This is a genomic window from Acidocella aminolytica 101 = DSM 11237, from assembly GCF_900129125.1.
In the GTDB taxonomy this organism is placed as follows: Bacteria; Pseudomonadota; Alphaproteobacteria; order Acetobacterales; family Acetobacteraceae; genus Acidocella; species Acidocella aminolytica.
Genome location: NZ_FQVJ01000094.1, coordinates 1 through 1529, shown reverse-complemented (window position 1 = coordinate 1529; position 1529 = coordinate 1). Strand labels below are relative to the sequence as shown.

Genomic DNA, 1529 nt, shown 5'->3' with positions numbered 1-1529 from the left:
ACCGCACCGTTATTTATAATTATGATCCTGCGTCTTACCGGCAGCCCGTTTGAGTTGCCCGGCTGGGTGGAGCTCGCCCTCGCCACGCCGGTGCAATTCTGGCTCGGCGGGCGCTTCTACCGTGCCGGCTGGAAAGCGCTGCGGGTAGGCACTGGCAACATGGATCTGCTTGTCGCCCTGGGCACCTCCGCTGCCTATGGGCTCAGCCTCTGGCTACTCATCCGCGCTTGGGCGACGGGAACAACACCCGCAGCGCTCTACTTCGATTCCTCGACAATCGTGATCACCCTGATCCTGTTCGGCAAATGGCTGGAGGCGCGTGGTAAGCGCCAGACCGGAGAGGCATTGCGCGCGCTCACGGCACTGCGCCCGGAGCGGGCGCGCCTGCGCGAAACCGACGGCTCGGAACGCGAAGTCGCGGTCAATCAGGTGACGGTGGGTGATATCGTGGTCATCAGGCCTGGCGAGCGCATCCCAGTAGACGGCGTAATCCAAGAAGGCGAAAGCGCTGCTGACGAATCCATGTTGACCGGTGAGAGCCTGCCGGTGCTGAAGTCGCCGGGTGACAAGGTGATCGGCGGTGCCATCAATGGAGAAGGATTGCTCCTTGTCGAAACCAGGGCGGTCGGCGCGGAATCGGCGCTCGCGCGCATCGTGCGTTTGGTCGAGAATGCCCAGGCGACGAAAGCACCGATCCAGAAGCTGGTCGATAGGGTCGCCGCGGTATTCGTGCCCGTGGTGCTCGGTATCGCCGCGGTGACCTTTTTGGCCTGGTGGCTTACGACCGGACAAGTCGAGCACGCGATCCTGGCTGCTGTTTCGGTGCTGGTCATCGCCTGTCCGTGCTCGCTCGGCCTCGCCACGCCGACCGCTGTCATGGCGGGAACCGGCGTCGCAGCAAAATATGGCATCCTGATCAAGGACGCAGAGACCCTGGAGATCGCCCACCGGATAGACACCGTAGCCTTCGACAAGACTGGCACGCTCACCGAAGGCAATCCCTCGATTATCGCACTCGAAGCGGTGGACGGTGCCCAAGTCGCGGAACTGCTGCGTCTCGCGGTAGGGGTACAGCAAGCAAGCGAGCACCCGCTCGCCAAGGCCGTACGCGAGCGGGCAAAAGCCGACGGTATCCGGCCACCACATTCAACGGATGTACGGACGCTGCCGGGGCGCGGCATGAAAGCAACCGTCGATGGACATGAACTGGTGCTCGGTTCACGCCGCGTGATCGAGGAAAACGGTCTCGATTCGACCGTGTTGGAGGCCCGTGCCACCGCACTCCAGGAGGAAGGACGCACCGTGTCTTGGCTGATCGAGACAGGTCCCGATCCGCGCGTCATTGGCCTGATCGGCTTCGGCGATGCGTTGAAATCCACGGCGCGGCAAGCGGTTGCCGCCCTGCATGCCCGGGGGCTGCGCGTCGCGATGCTGACTGGCGATAATCCGGGAAGCGCGCGAGTCGCAGCTCATTCACTCGGCATCGACGACGTGCAGGCAGAAATCCTGCCCGAGCACAAAGCCGAAGC

The 1529-nt window shown here is 63.5% G+C and carries 1 protein-coding gene; it reads left to right on the top strand.

The genetic code is table 11. The features are described from left to right. Nucleotides 1-21 precede the first annotated feature (21 nt). A partial coding sequence (locus tag BUB54_RS19735) for a heavy metal translocating P-type ATPase (protein ID WP_244890807.1) occupies nt 22-1529 on the top strand: 1508 nt, incomplete at its 3' end.